8 protein-coding genes are annotated in these 7,056 nt (G+C 67.6%); 3 read left to right on the forward strand and 5 right to left on the reverse strand.

Features of this window, described 5'->3' with window-relative positions; translation table 11 throughout:
• The 5 genes from Q0C81_RS13770 to Q0C81_RS13790 all read right to left on the reverse strand — a co-directional run.
• Positions 1-1,027 (reverse strand): UbiD family decarboxylase (locus tag Q0C81_RS13770; protein ID WP_291838971.1); only part of this gene is annotated, 1,027 nt, incomplete at its 3' end.
• Between the two features lie 8 nt (positions 1,028-1,035).
• Entirely contained in the window at positions 1,036-1,680 is a 645-nt protein-coding gene (locus Q0C81_RS13775; protein WP_291838974.1) for a Pr6Pr family membrane protein, read from the reverse strand.
• Complete coding sequence (locus Q0C81_RS13780) at positions 1,680-1,928, reverse strand: helix-turn-helix transcriptional regulator (protein ID WP_291838977.1); 249 nt, start codon at positions 1,926-1,928, stop codon at positions 1,680-1,682. Before Q0C81_RS13780 ends, Q0C81_RS13775 begins: the two co-directional genes overlap by 1 nt.
• A gap of 80 nt (positions 1,929-2,008) precedes the next feature.
• Positions 2,009-2,860 (reverse strand): aldo/keto reductase, encoded by an 852-nt coding sequence (locus Q0C81_RS13785; protein ID WP_291838979.1) that lies wholly within the window; start codon positions 2,858-2,860, stop codon positions 2,009-2,011.
• Positions 2,861-2,884: 24 nt separating this feature from the next.
• The gene (locus Q0C81_RS13790) at positions 2,885-3,763 is read right to left on the reverse strand and encodes an alpha/beta fold hydrolase (RefSeq protein ID WP_291838982.1); all 879 of its coding nucleotides are present in this window, start codon (positions 3,761-3,763) and stop codon (positions 2,885-2,887) included.
• A 132-nt stretch (positions 3,764-3,895) separates the two neighbouring features.
• On the opposite strand from Q0C81_RS13790, the gene Q0C81_RS13795 reads away from it, so the two are divergent.
• The 3 genes from Q0C81_RS13795 to Q0C81_RS13805 all read left to right on the forward strand — a co-directional run.
• Positions 3,896-4,132: a DUF3297 family protein gene (locus tag Q0C81_RS13795; protein ID WP_291838985.1), complete on the forward strand. Its 237-nt coding sequence runs from the start codon at positions 3,896-3,898 to the stop codon at positions 4,130-4,132.
• A 104-nt stretch (positions 4,133-4,236) separates the two neighbouring features.
• Entirely contained in the window at positions 4,237-5,664 is a 1,428-nt protein-coding gene (locus tag Q0C81_RS13800) for a M20/M25/M40 family metallo-hydrolase (RefSeq protein WP_291838987.1), read from the forward strand.
• 170 nt (positions 5,665-5,834) lie between these two features.
• On the forward strand, positions 5,835-7,056 hold a 1,222-nt coding region (locus Q0C81_RS13805; RefSeq protein WP_291838990.1), incomplete at its 3' end, for a site-specific integrase.

The following is a 7,056-nucleotide window of genomic DNA, read 5'->3' on the forward strand; positions in this document are numbered from 1 at the left end:
CCAGCACCGAGGGCTCGTCCGGCGGACGGCCGGTGAAGGTGGTCAGATAGATCGGGTCGCGGCGCATGGTGATGGCCGTCACCTGGAAGACCGGGAAGGTCTCGACCGAGTTGTAGTAGCCCGTGTGGTCGCCGTAGGGGCCCTCCGCCGCGTGCTCGTCCAGCAGGACATGGCCTTCCAGCACGATCTCGGCGTTGGCCGGGACCATCAGCGGCACGGTCTTGCAGGGGACGAGCTCGGCCTTGGCGCCGCGCAGCAGGCCAGCGAACTGGTATTCCGACAGGGTGTCCGGCACCGGCGTCACGGCGGCCAGAATGGTGCCCGGGTCGGCGCCGAGCACGACGGCGCAAGGCAGGGGGGCCTTCGATCCGGCCTTCTTGTGCCGGGCGTAATGCTGGGCGCCGCCGCGGTGCGCCAGCCAGCGCATGATGGCCTTGTCCTTGCCCAGCACCTGCATGCGGTAGATGCCGAGATTGAAGTCGTCCTCGCGCGCCTCTGACGGCCCCTTGGTGACGACCAGGCCCCAGGTGATCAGCGGCGCGGGCTCGCCCGGCCAGCAGCCCTGGATCGGCAGGCTGGTCAGATCGATCTGGTCGCCTTTCAGCACGACCTGCTGCACCGGCGCGGTCTTCACGACCTTGGGCCGCATGGCCATCACCGTCTGGGCCAGCGGCAGCATCTCCATGGCGTCGCCCAGACCGCGCGGCGGCGTCGGGTTCCGCAGGAAGGCCAGCAGTTCGCCGACCTCGCGCAGCTCGGCGGCGGTGGTGCGGCTCTTCTTCTCCAGAGTCACGCCCATGGCCACGCGCTTGACCGTGCCGAACAGGTTGGCCAGGCAGGGGATGGGGCTGATCGAGCCGTCGGGCATGACCGGCTTCTCGAAGATCACCGCCGGGCCGCCGTTCCGGAGGAGGCGGGTCTGGATCTCGGTCATCTCCAGGTGGGTCGAGACGGGTTCGCTGACGCGCACCAGCTCGCCCTCGGCTTCGAGGATGTCGATGAAGTCGCGCAGCGATTTGTAGGCCATGGCTTCGCTTAAGCGGCGACGCGCGTCCTGTCACGTCGTCCGATGGTGCGGTCGATCGCCACGATGATCAGGCCGACGACGAGGAACAGGGCCAGCATGGCCGCGAACCAGAAGGCGGCCTTCGCCAGGCCCAGCGCGGGCAGGTCCACGAACCAGTACGGCCACCAGCCCGAGGCATAGCCGTGGATCGTGGTCCAGACGATGTAGACGAGCGGAACCGACAGCCACTTCACCGCGTCGATCCAGCGCAGCCGGCCCTTGGGCGTGAACAACAGCCAGTCCATCGCGAAGGCGATCGGCATCACGTAGTGGAGCAGGCCGTTCGACAGGAACAGCCAGCCCTGGGGATCCCAGACGTGTGAAAGCAGGAAATGATAGGTCAGGCCGACCACGGCGATGAACATCGCCACCGCCGCGCGGACGCCTTCGCTCAGGCTCCAGCGGCCCAGGGCGCTGTTCGGAAACAGCGCCGGGGCGGTCAGGGCCAGCGCCACGACCACATTCATAAGGACGGTGAAATAGCTGAAGAAATTCAGCGTAAGCTCGCCGGCGCCCTTGCCGCTGTCGCCGGTCAGCGTCAGCCAGTACTGCAGGCCGATGGCGAACCAGCCGACCAGGGCGAAGACCGCGCGGTAAGCCCGGGCGGCGCCCATCAATAAGCCCTTGAGTCAGACACCAGCGCCCACAGCGGCAGGCGCAGGGCGGCGGTGGCCGCGCCGATGCGCAGGCTGTCGAGGTGCGCCCGGCCGGCTTCGGCGCGGCGCTCCTCCTCGGGGGTCATGTCCAGCAGGCGCGCCATGTCGTCCACGCTCCAGCCGCGCTCTTCGCGCCACCGCTTCAGTCTTGCGCCGACCGCCGCGTCCGACGGATCGACGCCGGGGAAACCCAGCACCGAACCCATGGTCTTCTCCCTTGGCGCTATCGGCGTTCGCCTGCTTGAGCGCCGATACTCCCAGAGGGCGTCCTCTCAGGCGGAACGCCTCAGGCCCATTCTTCATCCCATTGGAACGCCTTGTCGAGCCAGTCGCCCAGGCGGCCGTCCGGACGGGCCAGCGCGTGGATGCGGTCCATCTCCTCGGAAGACAGTTCGAAGTCGAAGATGTCGAAGCTTTCCTCGGCGCGGCTGACCTTGGTCGTGCGCGGGATGGCGATGACGCCCTGCTGGATCAGCCAGCGCAGGGTGACCTGGCCGGCGGACTTGCCGTGCGCCTCGCCGATCGCGTTCAGGGTCGGATCGTCGGCGATATTGCCCTGCGCCAGCGGCGACCAGGCGGTGATCGAAGAGCCCAGCGCCTTCGCCGCCGCGATCAGCTTCGTCAGCTTCAGATAGGGATGGTACTCGACCTGGTTGGTGATCAGCTTCGCCTTAGACAGGCTCTGGGCGCGGGCGAATTCGGCCGACGGGAAGTTGGACAGGCCGATGCTCTTGGTCAGGCCCTGCTCCAGCGCCTCGTTGAGCGCGCCCAGCGTCTCCTCGAACGCCGGCTCGGCCTTGGGCCAGTGCAGCAGCAGCAGGTCGGGGGTGAAGCCCAGGCTGTCCGCCGACTCCTTCGCCTGTTTCAGCAGGCCGGCGCGGTCGAAATGGGCGACCCAGATCTTGGTGGTCAGCCAGATGTCCTCGCGCTTCACATGGCCGGCGGCGATGGCGTCGCGAATGCCGTCACCGACAGCGGCTTCATTCTTGTAGATCCAGGCGGTGTCGATGTGGCGGTAGCCGATGCGCAGGGCCTCGGCGACCATGCGGCGCGCGTCGGCCGGTTCGAGGTTCCAGGTGCCGAAGCCCAGCAGGGGGATGGTGTGGCCGTCGACGGTGATCGTGGGCTGGTCGGTCATGGGAACGCTCCGGGAAGGGTGCGCTTACCTATGTGCGGACGGCCCGGGTTCAAGCAGCCAGTCGAACATCTCATCCCAGAGCCGCTCCATGCCCCTGCGGAACGCGCCCTCGTGACCGATCCGTTTCACGCCGAAATCGGTCGGGGCGTGGACGGTCATCTCGCGCGGGGCGTTGGGGTAGATCTGCAGCAGGATCGGCGAGGTGACGGGCGTGGCGATGGGGTCGTCCGTGAAGATCCACGAGCGGATCGGGGCCGTTACCGCGTCGAAATGGTGCGGCTTCAGCCCGTCCCTCAGCTCATCGAGGAAGTAGGGCTCCTTCAGGCACCAGCGCCGCCAGGTCTCCCAGACGCCGCGCGGCAGGTCGGTCCCGGCCCACAGCCCGCCGCCCTTGATGTAGCCGTGCCGGGCCAGGCTCCATGGGCCGAAGCCGAACCAGAAGAACAGCTCCATCGGATTGTAGGACCGGTGATGCCGCCCCCAGTAGCCGCTGCCGACCGAGACGAAGGCGTGCCTGGCGATGCGGTCCTGATTGGCCATGAAGCCGAGGAAATGGCCGCCGACGCTGTGGCCGACGTGGACGACCGGCAGGCCCGGCGCAGCCTCGATAAGAGCGTCCAGCGCGGCGGGCATGTCCAGGCGCCCCCAGTCGACATAGTCCATCTTCATCGCCGCCAGATCCTCGGGCCGGGACCCGGCGATGCCGCGGAAATCATAGGTCAGCACCGCCGCGCCCCGGTGCGCCAGATGCCGGGCGAAGCGGTCGTAGAAGCCCTTGGGGAAGCCGGTCCCGGAACTCATCAGAACGGCCATGGTCGGCGATTGCGCCGAGACCAGCCGCATCGCCAGCGGATAGCCGTCGGTCGCCGGAGCGATGAAGTCGCTGATGATCAGATCGGTCACGGCCATGGTCCGGAATTGGGTCCGTATTGATTTGCAACGAACCTAGTCGATTGACCCCACGTCAGGTCAAGAGCTTGGAGCCGGGCGGCGGACCGGCTAAAGGCGGCGGCTGATTTGCTGAAGAGCCCCACCATGACCGACCTTCCCGACCGCCTGTCCGTCGATCCCGACAGCGCCTTCCACGACGCCGACATCCTGGCGCAGGGCATCGGCGTCCGCTTCAAGGGCGAAGAGAAGACCAACGTCGAGGAATACTGCATCTCGGAGGGCTGGGTCCGCCTGGCCGTCGGCAACCGCGTCGACCGCCGCGGCAAGGCCCTGACCGTCAAGCTGCAGGGTCCGGTCGAGGTCTGGGTCAAGGGCGAGTAGTCGCCGTTATGGCGGCAGCAGGAAAACTGCGGCCGCCGATGCTTCCCGCCCCGGAAATCGCGGTCTAGGGTCCCGGCCTCGTTGCTGAGTCCCTCGGAGCCGTCATGCGCCTGTCCGCCCGCCTTCTCGCCGCCAGCGCGCTGGCGCTGAGCATCGCCGCCCCGGCCCTCGCGCAGGACGCCGCGACCGTCCAGCGGGCTGAGCGCATCCGCGACGCGGCGCTCCAGCAGAACATCGCCCTGGACTACGTCACCCGGCTGACCACCCGCTTCGGCGCGCGTCCGGCCGGATCGAAGTCCGAGCAGGACGCCGCGGCCTGGGCCGCCGGCTACATGCGCGAGCACGGCTTCCAGAACGTGCGTATCGAGACCTTCCCCCTGGTCGGCTGGGAGCGCGGCGAGGAGAGCGCCTCCATCGTCGGCGCTCATCCGCAGCGTCTGGTCGTAGCCGCCCTGGGCCATTCGCCCGGCACCAACGGGGTGATCGAGGCCGAGGTGGTGCGCTTCACCAGCCTGGAGGCCCTGAACGCCGCCCCGGCCGGCTCCCTGGCGGGCAAGATCGCCTACGTCGACGCGGGCCAGATGGTGCGCATGCAGGACGGCGCCGGCTACGGTCCCCTGACCCGCATCCGCGGCGCCGGCCCGGGCGCGGCCGCGGCCAAGGGCGCGGTGGCCTTCATCATGCGCTCGGTCGGTTCGGACGAGCACCGCATGCCGCACACCGGCACCACCCGTTACATCGAGGGCCGCGTGCCCCTGCCGGGCTTCGCCCTGTCGGCCCCGGACGCCAGCCAGCTGTCTCGCCTGATCGCCGGCGGCGAGACCGTCCGCCTGCGCCTGTCCTCCACGGCCCACACCTATGAGACGGTGTCCCAGAACGTCGTCGGCGAGATCACCGGCGCCTCGCGCCCCAATGAGGTGATCGTGCTGTGCTCGCACATGGACAGCTGGGACCTGGGCTCCGGCGCCATCGACGACGGCGCCGGCGGGGCCATCACCCTGGCCGCCGCCAAGGCCATCGCCGAAAGCGGCCGCCGTCCGGCGCGGACGGTGCGCGTGGTGCTGTACGGTTCGGAAGAGGTGGCCCAGCCCACCGACACCGGCAACGGCGGCGGCGCCTATCTGCGCGGCATCGGCGCGGCGGTGGAGCAGCACATCATCGCCGGCGAGAGCGACTTCGGCGCCGACCGCGTCTACGCCTTCGGCCTGCCGCCCGGCGCCCAGGGCTCGGACTTCGCCAGGATCGCGGGTCGGGTGCTGTATCCGATCGGCGTCCTGCCCTCGCCGGACCCCGAACTGCACGGCGGCGCCGACGTAGGGCCGCTGGCGGAGGCGGGCGTGCCGGTGTTCGGCCTGAACCAGGACGGCACCCGCTACTTCGACCTGCACCACACCGCCGACGACACTCTGGACAAGATCGACCCGGCCCAGCTGAGCCAGAACGTCGCCGCCTGGGCCGCGCTGGTCTATCTGGTCGCCGATTCCGACGTCGACTTCCGCGCCATGCGTCCGGCGACGGCGGCGGCGCACTGAGACCGAACACCGCCGCGGGCGTGGCGAAATGGTAGACGCACCGGACTTAAAACCCACTACCGTAGATTTACGTATCTAAATCAATGGGTTAGGAGGAGTAGAGACTTACACATGCCTTACACAGTTGCCGTGAGCGGCAAGGAGGTCATGTGTCGGAGTCTCACTCCCTCATGGATGGAAAGCTCCATGTGTACCGTCGCGAGAACAGCCGCTTCTGGCAGTGCGCGACGTACCTGAGCGGTCGCAACTATCGTCAGTCGACGAAGGAAACGAACATCGCCTACGCGCGAGAGTTCGCCCGAGACTGGTATCTCGATCGCGTAGCCGAGGACCGGTTGCGGAGGCACGGCGTGTTGCCGACGACTCCAAATTCGATGGTCGTAATTCCGGAGCGGATCGCCCCGCGCCGAAGCGGCGAGAAGACATTCCGCGAGGCTGCCGCGGCGTTTGAGAAGGAGTACGCGGCGATGACGCTGGGCGAGCGCAACGCTCAGTACGTCGCGAGCAAGGGTAGGGTGATCCGGCTCTATCTGAACCCGTTCTTCGGCGACCTGCCGATCTCCGAGGTCTCTGCAGGTCGGATTCAGGACTATCGGCTTCAGCGGGTTACACCTCCCGAGGAGCCACAGCGGGTGCGCTTCGTCTCAGACGGTCGGGAGCGGATCGGCAAGGCCAAGGCCTGGAAGCGTCCGAGCCGGCAGACGCTCCACAACGAGATGGTCTGCCTCCGACAGATCCTGAAGAGCGCCAACCGCAAGGGTTGGATTTCGGCCCTCCCCGATATGAGCAACCCCTATCGGACGTCCGGGAAGATCAGCCATCGGGCCTGGTTCTCCCCCGAGGAATACAAGCGGCTCTACGAAGCGACGCGGGAGAGGGCAAAGAACCCGAAAAAGGAACGGTGGCGCGAGGAGTGCGAGCAGTTCCACGACTTCGTCCTGTTCATGGTCAACACCGGCCTTCGTCCCGACGAGGCGCAGCGTCTTGAGTTCAGGGACGTCTCCATCGTCGAGGACGAGGCCACCGGCGAACGGATCTTGGAGATCGAAGTCCGGGGAAAGCGGGGCGTCGGGTACTGCAAGAGCATGCCGGGCGCCGTGCGTCCCTTCGAGCGGGTCCTGAAGCGCAAGAACGGCCAGCCGACCGATCTGGTTTTCGGACTGGTCCAGCGCGAGCTCCTGAACGCCATCCTGGACGAACTCGGGCTCAAGAAGGACCGGGACGGCAAGCCGCGAACTGCCTACAGCCTGCGGCACACCTACATCTCGATGCGACTAATGGAGGGGGCGGACATCTACCAGGTGGCCAAGAACTGCCGGACCAGCGTGGAGATGATCGAGAAATACTACGCCTCGCACATCAAGAACGTGCTCGACGCCTCGGCGATCAACG

This window comes from Brevundimonas sp. (assembly GCF_023259385.1).
Lineage (GTDB): Bacteria > Pseudomonadota > Alphaproteobacteria > Caulobacterales > Caulobacteraceae > Brevundimonas.